This is a genomic window from Croceimicrobium hydrocarbonivorans, assembly GCF_014524565.1.
Taxonomy (GTDB): Bacteria; Bacteroidota; Bacteroidia; order Flavobacteriales; family Schleiferiaceae; genus Croceimicrobium; species Croceimicrobium hydrocarbonivorans.
Genome location: NZ_CP060139.1, coordinates 3,586,924 through 3,605,964 on the forward strand (window position 1 = coordinate 3,586,924; position 19,041 = coordinate 3,605,964).

The 19,041-nt window shown below is 44.7% G+C and carries 20 protein-coding genes; 15 read left to right on the forward strand and 5 right to left on the reverse strand.

What is annotated here, in order from left to right:
* Positions 1-36 precede the first annotated feature (36 nt).
* Genes H4K34_RS16100 through H4K34_RS16145 form a run of 10 tightly spaced genes read left to right on the forward strand, consistent with a single transcriptional unit; the run spans position 37 to position 6,517 of the window.
* Complete coding sequence (locus H4K34_RS16100) at positions 37-1,413, forward strand: LamG domain-containing protein (protein ID WP_210758414.1); 1,377 nt, start codon at positions 37-39, stop codon at positions 1,411-1,413.
* Positions 1,414-1,416: 3 nt separating this feature from the next.
* Positions 1,417-1,965 (forward strand): YfiT family bacillithiol transferase, encoded by a 549-nt coding sequence (locus H4K34_RS16105; protein WP_210758415.1) that lies wholly within the window; start codon positions 1,417-1,419, stop codon positions 1,963-1,965.
* Between the two features lie 52 nt (positions 1,966-2,017).
* On the forward strand, positions 2,018-2,977 hold the full coding sequence (gene ctlX, locus H4K34_RS16110) for a citrulline utilization hydrolase CtlX (RefSeq protein WP_210758416.1): 960 nt from the start codon (positions 2,018-2,020) through the stop codon (positions 2,975-2,977).
* Between the two features lie 5 nt (positions 2,978-2,982).
* A complete protein-coding gene (locus H4K34_RS16115) occupies positions 2,983-3,306 on the forward strand; it encodes a putative quinol monooxygenase (protein WP_210758417.1) in 324 nt (107 codons plus the stop codon).
* 3 nt (positions 3,307-3,309) lie between these two features.
* Positions 3,310-3,837: a DUF1572 family protein gene (locus tag H4K34_RS16120; protein ID WP_210758418.1), complete on the forward strand. Its 528-nt coding sequence runs from the start codon at positions 3,310-3,312 to the stop codon at positions 3,835-3,837.
* Positions 3,837-4,253 (forward strand): hypothetical protein, encoded by a 417-nt coding sequence (locus tag H4K34_RS16125; protein WP_210758419.1) that lies wholly within the window; start codon positions 3,837-3,839, stop codon positions 4,251-4,253. The genes H4K34_RS16120 and H4K34_RS16125 overlap by 1 nt, the downstream gene beginning before the upstream one ends.
* Before the next feature lie 29 nt (positions 4,254-4,282).
* The gene (locus tag H4K34_RS16130) at positions 4,283-4,738 is read left to right on the forward strand and encodes a hypothetical protein (RefSeq protein ID WP_210758420.1); all 456 of its coding nucleotides are present in this window, start codon (positions 4,283-4,285) and stop codon (positions 4,736-4,738) included.
* Positions 4,729-5,511 carry an acetolactate decarboxylase gene (locus H4K34_RS16135; protein ID WP_210758421.1) on the forward strand — a complete coding sequence of 261 codons (783 nt, stop codon included), beginning with the start codon at positions 4,729-4,731 and terminating at the stop codon, positions 5,509-5,511. The genes H4K34_RS16130 and H4K34_RS16135 overlap by 10 nt, the downstream gene beginning before the upstream one ends.
* A gap of 40 nt (positions 5,512-5,551) precedes the next feature.
* On the forward strand, positions 5,552-5,950 hold the full coding sequence (locus H4K34_RS16140) for an SRPBCC domain-containing protein (protein WP_210758422.1): 399 nt from the start codon (positions 5,552-5,554) through the stop codon (positions 5,948-5,950).
* A gap of 24 nt (positions 5,951-5,974) precedes the next feature.
* On the forward strand, positions 5,975-6,517 hold the full coding sequence (locus tag H4K34_RS16145) for a DUF4287 domain-containing protein (protein WP_210758423.1): 543 nt from the start codon (positions 5,975-5,977) through the stop codon (positions 6,515-6,517).
* Here H4K34_RS16145 and H4K34_RS16150 read toward each other — a convergent pair.
* The 3 genes from H4K34_RS16150 to xseA all read right to left on the reverse strand — a co-directional run bounded on the left by H4K34_RS16150 (position 6,514) and on the right by xseA (position 8,807).
* Positions 6,514-7,149: a DsbA family protein gene (locus H4K34_RS16150; protein ID WP_210758424.1), complete on the reverse strand. Its 636-nt coding sequence runs from the start codon at positions 7,147-7,149 to the stop codon at positions 6,514-6,516. The two genes, H4K34_RS16145 and H4K34_RS16150, sit on opposite strands and share 4 nt — an antisense overlap.
* A gap of 76 nt (positions 7,150-7,225) precedes the next feature.
* Positions 7,226-7,429: an exodeoxyribonuclease VII small subunit gene (gene xseB / locus H4K34_RS16155; RefSeq protein WP_210758425.1), complete on the reverse strand. Its 204-nt coding sequence runs from the start codon at positions 7,427-7,429 to the stop codon at positions 7,226-7,228.
* Entirely contained in the window at positions 7,422-8,807 is a 1,386-nt protein-coding gene (gene xseA, locus H4K34_RS16160) for an exodeoxyribonuclease VII large subunit (RefSeq protein ID WP_210758426.1), read from the reverse strand. The genes xseB and xseA overlap by 8 nt, the downstream gene beginning before the upstream one ends.
* A gap of 110 nt (positions 8,808-8,917) precedes the next feature.
* On the opposite strand from xseA, the gene H4K34_RS16165 reads away from it, so the two are divergent.
* Complete coding sequence (locus H4K34_RS16165) at positions 8,918-10,510, forward strand: SulP family inorganic anion transporter (RefSeq protein ID WP_210758427.1); 1,593 nt, start codon at positions 8,918-8,920, stop codon at positions 10,508-10,510.
* Complete coding sequence (locus tag H4K34_RS16170; protein ID WP_210758428.1) at positions 10,510-11,337, forward strand: CvfB family protein; 828 nt, start codon at positions 10,510-10,512, stop codon at positions 11,335-11,337. Before H4K34_RS16165 ends, H4K34_RS16170 begins: the two co-directional genes overlap by 1 nt.
* A 489-nt stretch (positions 11,338-11,826) precedes the next feature.
* Here the strand turns inward: H4K34_RS16170 and H4K34_RS16175 are convergent, their stop codons facing one another.
* Positions 11,827-12,795 (reverse strand): YpdA family putative bacillithiol disulfide reductase, encoded by a 969-nt coding sequence (locus H4K34_RS16175; protein ID WP_210758429.1) that lies wholly within the window; start codon positions 12,793-12,795, stop codon positions 11,827-11,829.
* Between the two features lie 118 nt (positions 12,796-12,913).
* Between H4K34_RS16175 and H4K34_RS16180 the strand changes: the two genes are divergently transcribed.
* Together H4K34_RS16180 and H4K34_RS16185 are read left to right on the forward strand one after the other, a co-directional pair.
* Positions 12,914-13,819, forward strand: a complete 906-nt coding sequence (locus H4K34_RS16180) for a Tll0287-like domain-containing protein (RefSeq protein ID WP_210758430.1) — start codon at positions 12,914-12,916, stop codon at positions 13,817-13,819.
* A gap of 20 nt (positions 13,820-13,839) precedes the next feature.
* Positions 13,840-14,757, forward strand: coding sequence for a hypothetical protein (locus tag H4K34_RS16185; RefSeq protein WP_210758431.1), 918 nt, complete (start codon positions 13,840-13,842; stop codon positions 14,755-14,757).
* Here the strand turns inward: H4K34_RS16185 and H4K34_RS16190 are convergent.
* Positions 14,743-16,164, reverse strand: a complete 1,422-nt coding sequence (locus H4K34_RS16190) for an SLC13 family permease (protein ID WP_210758432.1) — start codon at positions 16,162-16,164, stop codon at positions 14,743-14,745. The two genes, H4K34_RS16185 and H4K34_RS16190, sit on opposite strands and share 15 nt — an antisense overlap.
* 104 nt (positions 16,165-16,268) lie before the next feature.
* Here H4K34_RS16190 and H4K34_RS16195 point away from each other — a divergent pair, with 104 nt between their 5' ends.
* Positions 16,269-19,040: a PAS domain S-box protein gene (locus tag H4K34_RS16195; protein WP_210758433.1), complete on the forward strand. Its 2,772-nt coding sequence runs from the start codon at positions 16,269-16,271 to the stop codon at positions 19,038-19,040.
* Position 19,041 lies beyond the last annotated feature (1 nt).

Genomic DNA, 19,041 nt, shown 5'->3' on the forward strand with positions numbered 1-19,041 from the left:
ATACATTGCTAGGTAATACATACAATATCAGTCTTTATGCGAATCATATACCCCCTTTTGAGCTTGGTCCTTTTTTGCAGCTCCCTAAGTCTTAATGCCCAAAATGCCCTCAATTTCGATGGGGCCGATGATCGCCTAAGCTGTGGCAATGATGCCAGCGTGCAATTATCAGGTTCGGCCATTAGTTTGGAAGCCTGGATTTTCCCCACTGCCTGGACCAGCCAAGTCTGGCAAGGGAATATTATCAATAAGGAGAATAATTCGCCCGATTACGGCTATATGTTGCGCTGTGGCGATAATGGAAAATTGAATTTCAATCTCGGTAATGGCAGCTGGAATGAGTTAACCACCGCAGCCAATACCCTAAGCTTAAATACCTGGCAGCATGTAGCAGGTACTTATGATGGCTCCATGATTCGCCTTTATGTAAACGGAATTCAAGTAGATTCTGCCAGTATGAGCATGAGCTTCTCCAGTGGTTTACAGAACCTTACCATCGGCAATTGGAGCAATACCCCCGATCGGACTTTTATGGGGAGCATTGATGAAGTAAGGGTTTGGAATGTTGTACGTACTAAAGGGGAGATTGCCGCAAATATGAATGCTGAATTTTGTACCGCACCTGCCGGTTTGGTAGCTTATTATCAATTGAATGAAGGACAAGCCGGCGGCAGCAATGCCAACCTGAATACCGCTCCCGATTTAAGTGGGAATGGGAATACCGGCAACCTTAGCAATTTTGCCTTAACGGGATCGGTGTCTAACTGGGTAATGGGTTCACCCATCAATCCGGCTTCCGATTTTGTTCAGATAGTGGATAGTACCTGTACCGATTATCTAGGAGCAGGAGGGATCCTTTATGATTCCACCGGTATTTATTTGGATACCCTTCAGAATAGCGATGGCTGTGATTCGATAATTGAACTAAACCTCACCGTTAACTCCGTGAATAATGCCGTAACAGCCAACAGTAATATTTTGGTTAGCCAGCAAACGAATGGAACTTATCAGTGGGTGGATTGCAGCAATGGCAATACCTGGGTAAATGGTGCCAATAGCCAATTACTAAGCCCTCCGGATCCTACACACTCTTATGCGGTAATTGTCAATTATAGGGGATGTGTGGATACTTCTGATTGTACATTTTTGGCGGGTATTGGTTTAAGCGAACAGAGTGGGACAAGCTTTGAGGTGTATCCTAATCCGGCGCAGGGTCCAATTCAGGTTTCCCATCCCGGAATGCATGAAGGTAAACTGGAAGTAATTAGCCTCGGTGGAAAAATCCTCTTAAGCCAAGCCCTAAATGGGGAAGCGAGTACAATTGATACGGAAGAATTGGAAGCAGGATTATACCTCTTGCGATTACAAAGTGGCCAAAGCCAGCAGCTTGAAAAAATTAGAATTCTCAAATAAAGAATGGAAAACAAAGACCTGAAACAATTACAATATCCCGTTGGTGGATATGATTGGCCGGAAAGCGTTTCTGAGGAGCAAATTCAAGAATGGCTTCAAACCATCGCTGATTTTCCGGCAGCAGTATTAAAGATTGTAAAGGAAAGTACCGCAGCTCAAAGAGAGTGGCCGTATCGCCCTGGAGGCTGGAATATTCGCCAATTGGTGCATCATACGGCCGACAGTCATTTGAACAGTCTGGTGCGCTTTAAATGGGCTTTAAGTGAAGACTGTCCCACCATTAAGGCATACGACCAAAATGGCTGGGCGGCACAAAGTGATTATACCAATACTGATCTGACTTTAAGTCTCAATTTTTTAGTGGCGCTCCATGCACGCTGGGTTGATTTAATGCGCTCTTTAACTGATGAGGAGCTCCAGAGAAAGTATAAACATCCGGATCATGATGAGTTGCGCACTTTAGCCGGAACCATTGGAGGCTACGCCTGGCATTGTCGCCATCATTTAGCTCATATGCAGCTGGCTATTAGTTCAAATGGTGATTATCAGTAGCTAGAGTTAATATAAATTCCGTACCTTGAGCTAGCCCCAAAATTCACCAACCATGCATTTCAATTTTAATCAGGCCCAAGATGGGTTTGGAAATAAGTTGAGTGCCCAACAAAGCACCTCCCAAATTCTAATGATCCGTCCGGCTCGTTTTGGATTCAATTCTGAAACGGCAGACAGCAATAGTTTTCAAGAAAACTCAGGAGAAGAAGCATCCGCCATTCAAAATCGAGCTTTGGCCGAATTTGATGCCATGGTGGAAAAGTTACGTTCTAAAGGAGTAAAGATTTTGGTAGCAGATGATACGGATTTGCCTATAAAACCCGATGCCATTTTCCCCAATAATTGGGTTTCTTTTCACGGCAGGGGCGTGATGGTTTTGCATCCCATGAAGGCTCGCAATCGCCGCTGGGAGAGACGTCCCGTTTTGGTACGCACCTTAAAATGTGGTTTTCAGGTTAAAACCATTTTGGATTTAAGTGAGTCGGAAAGCCGCGGAGAATTCCTCGAAGGAACCGGCAGCTTGGTTTTGGATCGCATTCACCATATAGCTTATGCGGCCTTATCGCCTCGTACGCATATGAGTGCATTAAAGGACTTTTGCGATCACTTGGAATATGAGCTCCATGCTTTTCATACCCTCGATTTTAAGGGGCAGGAAATTTATCATACCAATGTGATTCTAACTTTGGGAACCGACTTTGCCGTGATTTGTGCAGAGGCGATATCGGATGAAGAAGAACGAAATTCTGTGCTTAAAACTTTGCAGCAAAGTGGAAAGGACTTAATATTGATTAGTCCTGAGCAGGTGCAGAATTATTGCGGCAATATGCTGGAAGTGCGCAGTGAAGAAGGTCGGGCTTTCCTGGTAGTTTCCGAAACTGCCTTAAAGGCTTTTGATTCTTCACAAATCAGGCAACTGGAAAAGTATGTTGAACTCATTCCGGTTAGCATCAATACCATCGAGAAGGTGGGAGGGGGGAGCGCCCGTTGCATGATGGCCGAGATTTTTTAAGAAATATGTCCCAATTTGTATTGCATGGCTCTTTGCGAGCTCAAGATTCCAAAGCGCAAGAATTAGCAAAAACCCTTATTCAAGCCTCAGAACTAGTAGGGGCCCTAAAAGCCTGTCGCCTTTATGCAGTATCTCAAGCTGCTGAAGGAGGCAATGAAGTTTGGGTTACTGAAATTTGGGATTCTAAAGCCGATCATCAGGCTTCTTTACAAATGCCAGAAGTGCTGGCTTTAATCAGTCAGGCCATGCCCCTATTGGATGGAGCCCCGCAAGGAGGCCAGGTTTTAGATCTTTTAGGAGGCTATATCCCAGCATCTTCAAAATCCTAAGCCATGGTTTCTGCTTATATCGAGAGCTTAAGAAAGGAGTTTGAACGCTATAAATCCTTGGGAGAAAAGACCTTTGCCCAATTAAGGGATGAAGATTTGTTTTGGCATTTTAATGATGAGAGCAATTCCATCGCCATAATCGTGAATCACTTGGCTGGGAATATGCTATCGCGTTGGACAGATTTTCTAAACAGCGATGGCGAGAAAGAATGGCGACATCGCGATCAAGAGTTTGAGGATAAAATTAAAAGTAGAGCGGAGCTAGAAGAACGCTGGAACCAAGGTTGGACCTGCTTATTCGAGGCCTTGGATGCGGTGAACGAAAGCAATTTTCAGCAGACCATTTACATCCGTTCGGAGGCCCATAGCATCATCGAAGCCTTTCATCGGCAATTAGGGCATTATGCTTCCCATATTGGGCAGATTCAGTACATCGGTCGGATGATTAAAGGGGCCGACTGGCAAAGCTTATCCATCCCCAAAGGAGAGTCGGAAAGCTTTAATGCCTATATGAAGCAAGGCAAATCCTAATGTCTGAATTTAAAGCTTGGGCTAAACTTTACCGCACCGGCATACTTAAGGCCTTGGTGCTAGGACAGCTTTGCATAAATCTCCCTATCCTCATTTTTATTTTCGGGGGTTTTCCATTTTTCCTAAAGGCAAACTTAGACTGGAACTGGAAGCTAGTTTTAGCCCTTTCGAACCTAAGTTTGGGATACCTGCTTGCCAAGCTGTATTGGGCCCGAATGATTACCTGGTGGCGTCTCAAAGCATTTTCCTGGGTGGATCAAGAACACTGGTTACTCCTAAAGGATAGTGCGGAGCGTGCCTATCTAATTTATCCTCAGTTTGAAGCAGGAGAAGCTTCTGAAAAACGCAGTTTTGGGGAAGCGGAGGTGATATCCGAAATCAACGAATTTTTACAGCATTTGGAAGAGGTGGTCTAACAAAGCTGGATTTGGAGTCGCCCTGGCAAATGGAATTCGCCCTAAAGAAAAATGACTTGATCCTGGAGCTAGCTTTAAAAATGCTCTTTCTAGGCTTAACCATTTATTACCTAATCCAGGCTAATTACATTTTTGGAATACTAATTCTGGTTCTGATTTTAGTAATTGGCCATAAGCCCCAGATTTTCAAACTAATTCGCAGTGATGCCTATGCTTTAAAATTGAGCGAAAGCGGCCTCGACCTCAATTATCCGAAACAAGTTTATATAGCTTGGGAGCAAATGCAAGAGGTAGCGATGGATGTTCATGATGGGCTCTTGATATTGCATTTTCATCAAGGAGAACAGGAAAAGAAACAAGAAGTAAAACTGGATATGCTGAAAATCGAAGATAAGGATCAGTTCTTTCGATTGATAAGCATTTACCTCAGTCGACATCAAGAATATTATCTACAGTTAATGGAAAGTCAGAGCCCATGGAATTAATGCCAATCCAACTTTTTCAGCTTATTTCTAAGTCAACTTTACTACTCTTAATACTCTTTCAATTGGGAGCTTGTCAAAATTCGAATAGCAGCTCGGAATCAAAGGAAAAGGCCATTGAAAAAGAAGAAGATTCATCCATTGCACCAGCATTAGACATTACAGCGGCCATGCGTAAAGTAATGTGGAAGGGAGAGCTGGAGGCCAAAATTCGTTTTGATAGCCTTAATCTGGATGACTATTATGGCCTGGGCCCCCTGGAAGGATTAGCCGGAGAATTAATGATTTGGAACGGCAAAGTTTGGGTATCTCGCTTTATTAGTGCCGATAGCATGCAGGTATCTGAAGACCCTCGATCCGGTGCTCCTTTCTTTGTAGGCTCTCGTATCAAAAACTGGCAAAAAATTGAGCTGCCAACCTATATAAAGGATATCCATTCTCTGGAGAAATTCCTGGATGAGCAAGCTTATTATTCTGGTCAGCCCTATGCCTTTCGCTTAGAAGGCCGACTTTCTTACGCTGATATTCACCTACAAAATCTCAAGCCGGGCTCCAAGGTATCTTCACCCGAAGAAGCTCATGCTGGGCAGACTAATTATCAACTTGAGAATATCAATGCAGATATCCTGGGCTTCTATTCCCAAGAGCATCAAGGGGTATTCACCCATCATGATTCGCATTTGCATATGCACCTTTTATCCAAGGACCAACAGTGGATGGGGCATTTGGACTCCGCTAATTTTAATCAGATTATTTTATTCATCCCAGAGAGCTAAGATTTGATTTTGAGTATCTTGTAGTGGTAATTACAAAGGGATGAAAGAAAGTGTTGAACTCCGAATGATTTTTCCGGTTGGGGTGGAAGAATTGTTCGACTCCTGGTTGGATGGACCCAGGCATACTGCCATGACCGGTTCTCCAGCTACGGCCAGTGATGAGCCCGGTTTCGAGTTTCGAGCCTGGGAAGATTATATCCGCGGTCGAAATTTGGAAATAGTACCCTATCGCAAAATTGTACAAAGCTGGCGAACCACCGATTTTTATCCGGAGGATGAAGATTCGCGGGTCGAATTGTACTTTAAATCGGTTGAAGGGGGCACTGAACTCCATTTACTCCATACCCATATTCCTGAAGGGCAAACCCAGTATCTGCAAGGTTGGCAAGAGTTTTACTTTAAACCTATGCAAGCCTATTTTTCGGAGCGCAAGAAATAAGTTCAGAACAATAAATTCTTTTTTATGGATCAGGCTTTACAAAGTATGATTGCTAATATGCCAGAGAAAACTGGTAAGTCTTTAGAGGAGTGGAAGGCCATTCTCGCTCAGGCCAATTTGTCGAAACATGGCGAAATGCTCAAGCTTTTAAAATCGGAGCATGGTGTTAGTCATGGATTTGCCAATACTATTGTTAGCCTGTATCGTCAGGATTCTGAAGAGGAAGAAGATTTAGTGGCTCTGCAATATCAAGGGAAGGAAAACTTAATGCCTATTTATGAGGCCATTATGCAATTCCTTCCAAGCTTGGGAGCTGATGTGAAAATAGCTCCGAAGAAAGGTAGTGTAAGTATAATCCGCAAACGACAGTTCCTATTGATTAAGCCTGCGACCAAAAGCCGGATTGACCTGGGCTTTAAGTTTAAGGATCGGGAAACGGGCTCTAGATTAGGTGCCTCCGGACCTTTTGGTACCATGTGTACGCATCGGGTAATTATCGAGTCGCCCGAAGAAATAGATGATGAATTAAAAAGCTGGATTAAGGAAGCTTATTCCGAAAGCATTTAAACTAATTCCTGAATCTTTTTCAGGTTTTCATCCAATTGCTCGCGCGAAACATATCCACGCGCTAATAAATAGGCTTTGTCTTTATCTTGATACACTACGGTTGGGAAACCGGTGATGCCCCATTGTTTTACTACCTCAAATTCTTTTTGAACCAATTCCAGTCGTTCTTTGTCGACCATTAGTTTCATAAAGTCTTCGCTGTTCATTCCAAAGTCTTCGGCGCAGTGGCCATAAGTAGCAGCTTGAGCAGGAGGGAGACCTTCTTGATAAAAGGCTTCTTGCATACGCTTGGCAAAGGCCATGGCATTATCCGGCTGATAAGTGCGCAGGGTGGCCAAAGCCAGGGCACCGGGTAAAGAGCTCAATTGCGCTTCCCCTTTATCCAGCATTTCATAGAATGCAGCACTAAAAGGTCTACCGCTCATTTCTTCCACGCGCTTAAAACCCTCCTTAACGGCATCCGGTAAATCACCTATAGCTCCTTCACGTTCGCCTAATACCATACCGCCGCTCATAATGCGGAAGTCGATACTGTCTTTATGATCTTCATGAAATTGATGCATGGTTTCGCTAAATCCATAGCACCATGAACAAAGAACATCAAACACATAATATACTACCGGTCTTTCCATGCTTCTTAATTGTGGCGCAAAATTACATAAGTCCGAAGGCTCTGCAATCTTGATTGACGCTGTCTATACGACTATATTAAAGACCGAGGTCTTTGATTACGGTTCCGACCTCTTTTTCAGTGTCTCTTAATTTATCATGACAGAATTTAAGCAGCTCTGAGGCACGCTTCACCTTTTCGCTTAAGCTGTCAACGGAGATTTCCTCATTTTGCAAGGCCGACATAATCCTTTGCAATTCTTCAAAGGCCGATTCGTAATTGAGTTCTTGAGCTTCACTCATTTTTCAGAATTTTTACAATTTTAGATTCCAATTGCCCATCCTGCAATTGGGTTTGGAGTAGATCACCCTCTGCCAAGCCCTCCACGGTTTTTAGGCTTTTTGTGCCCTTTCGGGTGATGGAATATCCCCGTTCTAAAGTACGTTCCGGTCTCAAGAGATCGAGGCGTTCGGAAAGGTTCAATAGATCTTTTTGAATGCGCAGTAATTGCTGCTCTCCATCGCGACTTAAACGAAGATTAAGATCCTGCAATTTCTCCCGTTGCCGGCGAATCAAGGCTGGAGCTTGCTCCTTTAGCTGACTCTGAAATCGCTCCAGGATTCTTTCATTTTCACGAAGACCTTGCGCACTTAGGCGAACCAGCGCTCCACCACTTAAGTGAATTTCACCCCTTTGTCGACGAATTTGACTCAAGGGTAAGAGTTGCAATTTCTCCCGAAAGGAGAGGAGGATTTGATCTTCTAATTTGATCAGGTCCTTGCATTTATGTTGCAGCAGTTCGGCCAATTGTTGTAGATCCCCTTCAAAAGCCGCCATTTTATCCAAAAGATAATCCGCTAGGGCCGTCGGGGTTTTATGCGCTTTTTGGGCGGTGAGGTCAATAACGGTCCAGTCGCTTTCATGGCCAATTCCCGTATGCACCGGAATCGGGATTTCGGCTACTGTTCTACAGAGTTCTTCATCATTAAAAGCATCTAAATCCAGTTTTGAGCCACCACCACGAATCAGCACTATAAGATCATAATTCTCATAAGGAATCTGTTTAAGGCGAGCGCTTATCTGGCTGGCGGCTCCGCTTCCTTGCACCGGAACCGGGTAGAGGTCAGTTTGCAAGCGATAGCCAAATTCATTTTCCTTTAAATGCTGAACAAAGTCTTGATAGGCTGCCGCTTCGGCCGAACTAAGCACGGCAATATTTTGGAAAACCATTTTAGGACTCAGCTTTTTTTGTTGGTCGAGCAGGCCTTCAGCCTTCAATCGCTCCAGAGTCTGGCGTTTGCGTTTTTCCAATTCCCCCAGCATAAAGCTGAGATCCAAATCCTTAATCAAAAGTTTGAGGCCGTAGACAGGATGATAATCTACCTGCACCTGCATCACCAATTCCTGGCCGGCCTTTAATAGTTGGCTAACCTCCGGACCATGCTTGGCCAAGATTTGCTCATAGTCTAAAGCCCAAATTACCGCCTGTATAGAAGCCAAACGGTTGCCATCGCGCTCTTGCACCAGCTCTAAATACCAATGTCCGCTGGCGGCTTGCTTTATTTGGGCGATTTCGGCCTTGAGCCCAAAAAGCCGGTTTCCGATTTTCTCTTGAATAAGGTTTCGGATCGACTGACTGAGTGCCAGTAAAGTATAAACTTTAGAGTCGGGCTGTGACATTGGTGGCGAAGGTACTGCATATCCCAAGGAAATTTAAGATAGGAATAAGCTAAACAAGCTATTAACTTAAGGAATACTCGTACTTTTGCCGCCTTTTATACAAAAGCTCCATGCGCGAATTTATAGCCAAGCAGAAAGCCAATTTACAGAACGATGTTTTTAGCGGATTAACCGTTGCCCTGGCCCTGGTGCCCGAGGCAGTGGCCTTTGCCTTTGTGGCGGGAGTTCCCCCGCTGGTAGGACTTTATGCCGCTTTCATGATCGGATTAATCACCTCTATTTTTGGTGGTCGTCCCGGGATGATTTCCGGAGCTACCGGCGCTTTGGCAGTGGTAATGGTGCATCTGGTGGCTGAAGGAAATGCCATGGGTGGCGAAGGTTCCAATGCAGGATTGTACTACCTCTTTGCCACCGTCATTTTAATGGGCCTCATCCAAATGTTGGTGGGAGCTTTAAAGCTTGGCAAATTTGTGCGCCTAATTCCCCATCCGGTAATGATGGGTTTTGTAAACGGACTGGCCATTGTAATTTTCAAAAGTCAATTAGAGATGTTCACCCATCGAATAGCCGGCGAAAATGTTTGGTTGCAGGGTTATGAGCTGTATTTAATGATTGGCCTAGTGGTATTGACCATGGCGATCATGTATTTCCTGCCAAGATTAAGTAAAAAGGTACCCGCAGGCTTGATCGCAATTTTAGCGGTTTCGGCCTTGGTGATTTTCGGTGGTCTGGATGTAGCCACGGTAGGTAGTTTTATTCGCGATGGGGGTGGTGATGGTCTGAAAGGTGGCTTACCCGAATTCCAATCCGAAATTTTTACCACTATTCCCTTTAATTGGGAAACCTTGCAATTTATCTTTCCCTATGCCTTAGTTCTAGCGGCGATTGGATTGATTGAATCCTTAATGACCCTCAATTTGATCGACGAGCTAACCGAAACCCGCGGTAGTTCCAATCGGGAATGCTTAGCCCAGGGAGGTGCCAATATTGTAACTGGATTATTCGGTGGTATGGGAGGCTGTGCCATGATCGGTCAGTCTATTATCAATATCAAAGGCGGCGGAAGAACCCGCATTTCTGGCATCGTAGCGGCCTTAACCTTATTGGCCTTTATTCTTTTTGCCTCTCCACTGATAGAACTAGTTCCCATTGCTGCCTTGGTAGGAGTAATGTTTATGGTGGTGATCGGCACCTTCGCCTGGAGCAGCTTCAGAATATTATTTAAGATTCCACTGAGCGATGCGATTGTATTAATCGCAGTTTCGGCTTTAACGGTAATCTTCAATTTGGCGGTGGCCGTATTGGCCGGAATTATTTTAAGCGCTCTGGTTTTCTCCTGGGAGAATGCCAAACGAATTCGTGCTCGCAAGCATGTGGAAGCCGATGGCACCAAGGTGTATGAAATTTGGGGGCCTTTGTTTTTTGGAAGTATTAGCGCCTTTAAGGCGAAGTTCGATCCGGCTGGAGATCCCGATAAGGTGGTTTTGGACTTTATGGAATCTCGGGTATCAGATCACTCTGCCTTGGAAGCATTGTTTACCTTAGTAGAGAAGTACCAAAGTTTAGGTAAGGAAATAAAAATTCGTCACCTGAGTACCGAATGTCAGCAATTGATGATTAAAGCCTCTCCTAAATTGGAGGCGGTAATTGAAGAGAATATTGATGACCCTCGTTACCATGTGATGGCTCAGGTGATGTCGTAATGGAATTAGGAAAAATCAATCAATTAAAGGCCGACCGTTTTGCTCCTCAAGGCCTGTATTTAGTGGATGAGGAAGGCAATGAAGTGCTATTACCCAACAGTCGCTTGCCTAAAAAGCCAGAATTGGGAACCCAGCTGGAAGCCTTTGTGTACCGCGATTCTCAGGAACGACTTATCGCTACCTTGGAGCAACCCACCGCCCAGGTAGGGGAGATTGCCAGTTTGCAAGTAATGGATGTGGCTCCCTTTGGTTATTTCCTCGATTGGGGTTTAGACAAACAAGTATTACTCCCTAAAAAAGAAGTGCGCCACGAATTGAAGGTGGGCGACTATGTGGGTGTATTCCTATATGTAGATACCCTGAGTGAGCGTATTACCGCTTCCGCTCGATTGGAGCGCCATTTTAACCATCAGATCGATCACCTTAATGAGCAAGATGGGGTGCAAGCTACCATCTTACAGAAGGAACGACTGGGTTATTTGCTAACCTTTGGCGATCGTTTTCACGGGATGATCTATGATAATGAGATCTTTACGCCTCTTAAACCCGGCCAAAAAGTAAAGGCCTATATCCGCAAGTTGCGAGAAGATGGCAAGGTGGATCTGATCCTTCAACCCGAAGGCATGGATCATGTAGAGCCGAGCGCCAAGGCCATTCTTGAAAAATTAGAAGCTGCTGGTGGTTTCTTGCCCTTCCATGATAAATCGGACCCCCAAGCTATTCAAGCTGAATTTGGCATGAGTAAGAAGACCTTCAAAAAAGCAATTGGCACCCTGTATCGCAAGGAGCTGGTTGTGATTGAGGAAGGGGGAGTTCGGAGGAAGTAACTGGATTAGGTTTTGGTCGCTGGTAGTATGTAGTTGGTAGTTGGTCGTTTGTGGGATCAGGCTTTCAAGAGAACTAATCTTTTAGCTCCGTGAGCTCTGTGTCCTCTCTGCCTCTGTGTTGAAGCAATCCAAGCATAGGAGCTTTTTTTATCTAACTAGTTATTTGTAGTTGGTAGTTGGTCGTTTGTAGTTGGTTTGAGACGATAGTAGATAGACTATAGACGGTAGATTTGATCAAAGTAGTAGTTGGTAGCAGGTAGCTGTAGGCTGGTAGTATGTAGTTTGTAATTAGTAGTTGGTGGGATTGGGCTTCCAAGAGAACTTATCTCTTAGCTCAGTGGGCTCCAATCCTCCGTGCCTCTGTGTTGAAGCAATCATTCTCCGTGAGCTCTGAGTCCTCTCTACCTCTGTGTTGAAGCAATCCTCTACCACACAGTCTTTGCGAACCTTAGCTCCTTTGCACCTTTAGCGCAGCGAGCGGTTAAAAACCTAGCCCTTCATGCGTCTCTTCAACTCCCCGATGATCTTATCCGCATGCACCCTCGAGTTTTCGATAAACCATTTATTGGTTTCTAAGCCCCCGCAGATAACCCCCGCCAGGAAGAGATTCGAAACAGAGCTTTCCATTGTATCTTCATCGTACAGCGGTTTATGACTGGCTTCCTCCGAGAATTCCAAGCCAATATTTTCCAGCATTTTGAAGTCGGGGCGATAGCCAGTAAGCGCCAGTACCGCATCATTGGCAATCTCTTTGCTTTGACCTTGATGCTCAAATACAATATGGTCATCGTGAATCGCACTTAATTCCGCTTCGAAATAAGCCTTGATGGAGCCTTCTTCAATGCGGTTAATTACATCTGGGCGCACCCAATATTTAACCCGGGGTGAGATTTCACTTTCGCGGATGATCATGCTCACTTCCTTGGCACCTTTGCGATACAGCTCCAAAGCAGCATCTACTGCGGAGTTAGCGGCTCCCACCACCGCTACCCGCAGACCAAAGTAGGGATGTGGATCTTTATAGTAATGCGCCACCTTGGGTAATTCCTCACCTGGAATATTGAGGGGATTCACCAAATCGTAAAAACCGGTGGCTAAAATCAGATATTGACTTTGGTAAGCATCTTTATCCGTTGTAATACTGAATCCTGCTTCGGAAGATTGCACATCTATCAATCGCTCTTGCAGATGAATATGAAGTTGATGCTTCATGCAAACCCGACGGTAATACTCCAAGGCTTCGGAGCGCGTAGGTTTGCTGTTTTGAGAAATAAAGGGAATGCCACCAATTTCCAGTTTATCGGCGGTGGAAAAGAAGGTCATGCTATGAGGATAGTGGTACAGGCTGTTTACCAAATAACCTTTCTCAATAATCAGATACTTTAATCCGGCCTCTTGTGCCGCAATTCCGCAGGCCATGCCAATAGGGCCGCCGCCAACAATAATCAGATCGTACATAATTTGAAAACCGCGTGCTTTTAAATTGGTTTAGGGAAGAGCAGACAAAGTAAAGGAATGTAACTTCTACCACCTTCTCCTTGGGCTTTCTATTGCATCTTTGTGCAAATCCTCATCCATGTTTAAAAAGAGTATAAGTCTGGGAATTGTGCTCAGCACTTTGATGGCTTGTCAATCCGGAAGTCCAGCGCCCAGTGAAAGTACTGCTGCTGAAGAGCATAGTGCCACAGCCGAGTTTATGCGCATCAATTGTGAATCTTGTCATTCACCCGCGGCCAATTCAAGTACTCGCTTAGCACCACCCTTTTTTGCCATTCGCAAGCATTATTTGAAGGAGTATCCCGCCCAAGCGGATTTTCAAGCGGCCATGCAATCCTTTTTAATTAAGCCGGAAGAGGAACATGCCTTGATGTTGGGAGCGGTGGAGAAATTTGGCTTAATGCCTCCCATTTATGTGGAGGAGGAACAGCTTAAAGCCATCACCGAATATTTGTTCAGCGTAGAACAGCCGCATCCTCAGCATGAAGGTGGTGGAAAAGGCCGAGGCGCTCGGGTAAAGGAATTAGCCTTGAGCACCAAAAAGGTTTTGGGTAAAAACCTAATGGGAGCCCTAAAGGAAGGAGGGAAGGAGCATGCCTTGCCCTTTTGTAATGAAAGAGCTTTGATCCTCACGGATAGCATGTCGCAGCACTTGCATCATAAAATACGCCGAGTAAGTGATAAGGCCCGTAATCCATCAAACCAGGCGGATTCTTTAGAATTGAGCATCCTGGCAGAATATGCGGCACTAATCGCTGAAGGTCAGGAAGCAGGGCCAATACTTCGAGAAACAAAATTTGGCAGTCGCGGCTATTTCCCTATTACTACCAATGCCATGTGTTTGCAATGTCATGGAAGCTTGGGAAAGGAATTAGATGCTGATTTCTACCCTAAAATTCAAAATTTATATCCTCAGGATAAGGCGATTGGTTATGGAGCCGGCGAACTGCGAGGCATGTGGGTGGTAGCTTTGGATTCTTTGTAATTTAGGAGGAAAATCCACCTATGCTCAGAGGCCTCTTATTGGGATTTTGTGTATTGACTTTCAATATGGTCAATGCCCAATCGCTGGATACCTTGATTAGTCACTTTAATCGGGATATTGCTTTGTATGAATCGGTATATCCTTTTCAAGAGCCCATACCCTTGGACAGCGCTAGATTAAGTGCCGAGGAAGCGGCGGAATTCTTTGAGAACTTTGCTGCTTCAGATGAAATCTATCCACCGGATTTACAATGGGCTTATCTCAGTCGACTGAATAAATCAATTACAGCCTTATTTGCACATCCGGATTTATACAGTCTGGATTTGAAAACCGAACTCAATGCTGAGGTTCAGTTTACTGATGATGGTCGCCTCCTTCAGATTTCCTTCGAAGAAAATACCGGGGGTACTTATCGCAGCCAGGTGGTTTATTATCACTATCGCGGCAGTCAGGGACAGTTTAGTTCCATTTATATGCAGGAAGGTCCACAGAAGATTGAATTAAAATCGGATGGTTATTCCAGCATCATTCCCCTCGGGACTAAAAATGACAGTACTTATTATTTCTTTACGGCTTATGTAAGGGGCTGTTCCTATTGTTTTGAAGAATCTTTCGGATTGATTCTGGTAACGGAGGAAGGAATTAAGGAAGCATACAATTACACTATCGATAGCAGATCCTGGGGTGAGAAAATCGATGTAGATTTTAGTGAAGAAGGGGATAGCCTGGTGAAAGTGCTTTATCTGCCAGATGACCTAAATGCAGGTTGCCTATGTGGAAGTTTGGAAGAAGGCAGCACCCATCCGGATCAAGAGGGCTATCCGACACAAGATCGTTTATGCAAATTGCTATTTCGTTACCATCAATTTCAGATCTATCTGATTGAAGAAGGCTGTATCTATCAAGATCCTTTGGGGCAGCCTTTAGAAGAGTATTAGCGGCATCACATAATAGCTATACACTGTAATTATGGCAATGCTGAAAAGGTTAAAGACCAATCCGGCCCGAGCCATATCCTGAGTTTTAAGAAAGCCACTGCTGTACACAATGGCATTAGGTGGGGTGGCTACCGGGAACATAAAAGCGCAGCTGGCACCCAGAGTGAGTGGTACACTTAAGGCCCAGGCATCCATTCCCAATTGAGAGGCGATTATAAAGGCCACCGGGATGAAAACCGAAACCAGGGCTACATTACTCATTACTTCGGTGAGGAAAACGGCAAAGGCACAGATAATTAAGCTAATTACGAATAGCGATTGCCAACCACTAGCCATTACCATTTGGGCTAAACTTTGCACCACCTCAGTTACTTCCAAGGCTTTAGCTAGGCTTAATCCACCTCCAAAAAGAAGAATGATATTCCAGGGTAGCTTTCCTAAATCATGTTCGCGCAAAAGGGCTTTTTCGGCAGTGGAAGAAGGGATAAGGAAAAAGGCAACCATACCGGCAATGGCAATAATAGTATCACTTAATTGACTGAGATAAGAGATGGCATTTAGTTGGGAACGGAATATCCACAGTACTGCCATGGAGGCTAATACAATCGCCACTCTTTTTTCGGCTGCCTGCATGGGGCCTAATTTGGCTAATTCTTCCTTCAGCATGGGTTTAATGCCTCCGAGTTGAATCTCCTTACTAGGGAACAATACCTTGCTCAGGAAAAACCAAACCACAAAAAAGAGCAGGGCACTCAGGGGCAAGGCGAAAATTAACCAATCGGCGAAAGCCACTTCTCGATTGAGGCTACTGCTGCTTAAACTGGCGAATACCAAATTGGGTGGAGTGCCAATTAGAGTGGCCATTCCTCCGATATTGGCCGCGTAGGCGATTCCCAACATTAGAGCGATGCCAAAATTACGCGCGGCTTTACCAGAGCCCAGTTTTGTTTCCAGAAGTTTATAGAGGCTTACGCCGATGGGCAACATCATTACCGTGGTGGCGGTATTGGAAATCCACATGCTCAATAGTGCGGTAGAGGCCATGGTCCCTAAAAGAATTCGCTCTGGGGCGGCGCCGCTAATCATCAGGATATTAAGTGCTATTCTTCGATGTAAATGCCATTTTTCGATCGCTAAACCCAAAGCAAAACCACCCAGAAATAAGAAGATGATCGGATGCCCATATAGGGAGCCCACGGTTTTAGCATCTAAAATGCCACCCAAAGGGAAGATCAACATCGGTAATAAGGCAGTAACCCCAAGTGGAATTAAATTACTCATCCACCAGCTTAGCATCCAAGCCAGGGTGCCCAATACTAAGGACTGGTCGCCATTGAGTTGCGGAATTCCCTGTACCGCCAAAAAGGCTAAGGGACCTGAACTAAGGTAGAGGAGACGTCGGTTCATGCTGGCAATTTAGCAGAAAGCTTTGACCTGAATTATTGACCATTCCTCGAATTTCAAAGCTTTGATTCTATGCTTTCCTTAATTTAGTCTCAATCCTAGCGAAAATGCACCCACAAGAAATCCCTCAAGGTATTGATCTAATTTATCGCTTCGACCCGCAAGGCCGCTTCACCTATGTAAATGAGAAGGCACGGGCGCTTTTCGATATGGATATCGATGCCATTTTAGGGCAGCCCTATTACAGCTTTGTTCGGGAAGATTTTCAGGAAAAGGTGGCCGCCTTCTATGCGCTGCAAATTGAGAAACGTCAGGCCTCCTCTTATTTTGAGTTTCCCTTTATTGCGGATGGCAAAGAAATATGGATTGGTCAAACCATTGAATTGGTTTGCGAGAATAATAAGGTGGTTGAACTTTTGGGAGTGGCGCGACCCATCACCGAATTACGAAAGGTTAAGGCCGATCTTAAGGAAAGCGATGAGCATCTATTGGCCTTACTCAAGCATTTGGATGCGGCCATTTTAATTGAAGATGCCCAAGGCAAGATTCGCTATGTAAACGATAATTTCTGTCGTTATTTCCGATTAGATTCCAGTCCAGCTGAATTAGCTGGTCAAGTATGCGCCGAAGTGGGTGCTGGTATTAGCCACCTTTTTAAGAATCCGGAGGCATTTGGGGCTGGCATTGGTCGTTGTTTGGAAGAACAAGTGATTCGCCGCAGTGAGCGCATAGCCATGGCCGATGAGCGGGTTTTGGAAAGGGACTATATCCCCATGCTTATCGACGAGCAAAACAGAGGGAATTTGTGGGTATACCGCGATGTTACCATGCGTTACCTAACGGAACAGGCCCTAATTGAAAGTGAGAAAAAATACCGAGAGGTTATTCAGAATATCGACCTGGGTTTGATGGAAGTAGACAAGGATGAAACCATTCTTTGGGCTAATGATTCCTTCCTAAAAACTACGGGGCACGAATTAAAAAATTTACAAGGCAAAAATGCCAAAGACACTTTTTTAACTGAGGAGGATATAGCTTTTACAGCAAAACGCTTGAAAGAAACTCAGCATTTGCGAGAGCGCGGTGAAAGCAGCGTTTATGAGCTTCCCATTCGCCATAAGGATGGGAGTCAATTGTGGATGCAAATCTCTGGAGCTCCTATTAAGGATATCAGTGGTAAGGTGATTGGCTCTTTGGGAATTCATCACAATATTACCCCTTTAAAGTCATTGCAAAGTCAATTGGAATACCGCCTCACCTTGCAGGCAATCCTATTGGATTTGGCGAATGATCTGATTTTCCTGAACCCCGATAAAGAGAACGAAGTAATCCAAAAGGCCCTGGGCAGATTGGGGAGCTTTGTAAATGCCGATCGGGTTTATATTTTCGATTATCATTTGGATGAAAACTATACCACCAATACCTATGAATGGTGTGCGGAGGGTATCAGTCCAGAAATAGAGAATCTTCAGGAAGTACCTTTGGAAGCCATCCCCGAATGGTTTGAAACCCATGAGCAGGGTAAGCCCATGATTTATGATCGGGTGGCCGATTTGCCAGAAGGACATCCAGTTAGGGAGATCCTCGAACCTCAGGGTATTCAATCGATTATAACCATGCCGGTTTTGGGCAATGGCAGGCTTAGAGGCTTTATTGGCTTTGATGCGGTGCGCACTCAAAAAAGCTGGAATGCGGATGAAAAGGAGCTATTGGAGTTTATGGCCCAAATGCTGGCCGCTCACAATATTAAAAATGAGTTTGAGAATCGTTTAGGTGCCAGTGAGTATCGCATGCGCACGGTTTTGGAGAATGCTTTGGATGCCGTAATCACCATCAACGAAAGTGGTCTGGTAGAAGATTGGAATCATCAGGCGGAGCAGATGTTCAAATACAAAGAAGCGGAGGTTATTGCTAAGTCCTTAAGTGGATTAATTATTCCTGAAAAATATGCAGCAGCGCATGAACGCGGCATGGAACATTTTTTAGCTAGTGGAGAAGGTCCGGTTTTAAATCGCAGGATTGAGTTAATTGGTCATGATAAGGAGGGGCGTCATTTTCCGCTGGAGCTGAGTATTATCCCCTTTAAGATTGAAGGGCACTATTATTTCTCGGCATTCTTACGGGATATTACCGCACGCAAGCAAGCGGAAGAAGACATGAACATTGCCCTGGAGCAGCAGAAGGAACTAGCACGCATGAAATCGAGATTGATTTCCATGGCCTCACATGAATTCCGCACTCCCCTTACTACCATTAAAGCTAATGCGGAGATGCTGGAACTTTGGGCCACTAAAATTCCGGAAGAACATCGGGAAAAGGCCAACCGCTACTTAGAGCGTCTAAACCGCGAAACCAATCGACTTAGCAATATCATGACCGACATTTTAATGTTAGGTAGGCTAGAGTCGGGGCGCTTAAACTCACAATTAAAATCTCTGGATTTAGTGAGTTTCATTCACGATATGAATGATCGGCATTTCTCCAGTCAGGAAGATGGCCGTCAACTTAAAATTGTTTTGGAGGGTGCTCCTAAATTAGTGCGGATAGATCCAGAAATGCTGGAGCATATTATTCAGAACCTGGTAGGCAATGCCTTTAAGTATTCCAAGGGAAGAGGAAATCCAAGCTTAGAGCTCAATTTTGGCACAGACAAGGTTCGCTTAAGTGTTAAGGATCAGGGGATCGGAGTGCCAGAGGAAGATCAAAACAAAATATTCAACTCATTTTACCGAGCCGAAAATACCCGCGGTATCCAGGGAAGTGGTATGGGATTATCGGTGGTAAAGCAGATGAGTGACATGCAAAATCTTAATTTGCGTTTCTTTAGTAAGGAAGGGGAAGGTTCCGAATTTGTAATTGATATACCTATTTACGCCTAGT